Source organism: Synechococcus sp. R3-13, from assembly GCF_047462195.1.
Lineage (GTDB): Bacteria > Cyanobacteriota > Cyanobacteriia > Thermostichales > Thermostichaceae > Thermostichus.
Map to the genome: position 1 here is coordinate 1 of NZ_JANSIO010000496.1, position 349 is coordinate 349.

General features: G+C 59.0%; 1 pseudogene. It reads right to left on the minus strand.

Annotated features, from left to right (window positions below):
• A pseudogene (locus NW856_RS13680) lies at positions 1-349 on the minus strand (hypothetical protein); the annotation flags it as partial.

Consider the following 349-nt stretch of genomic DNA (forward strand, 5'->3'; position numbering starts at 1 on the left):
ACGTCCAGGCAGAACTGGGCGTAGTAGCCATCGGCTCTCCGCACCACCCGCACCGGTTGATTTTCAGGGTGAGGATGTCCTGCCGCACCTCGCCGTTGCAATACAGAGCAAAGGTGCCTGCTTGGAAGCCATCTGTGAAGGTGAGGGACATCCTATCTGCTGCCAGCTTCCAGCCGGAGACTTTGTACTCCACAGAGCGACAGTGTTTCTGGAACTGGGGACAGCCTTTTTGGGCTTCCTGGTTCTGGCAGCGGCGGTAGAAGGTGGAGATGGCAGACCAAGCTCGCTCCGCGCTGGCTTGTCGGGCAGAGGAGTTAAGCTTCTGGGCGAAGGGGAACTCTCTGGCCAA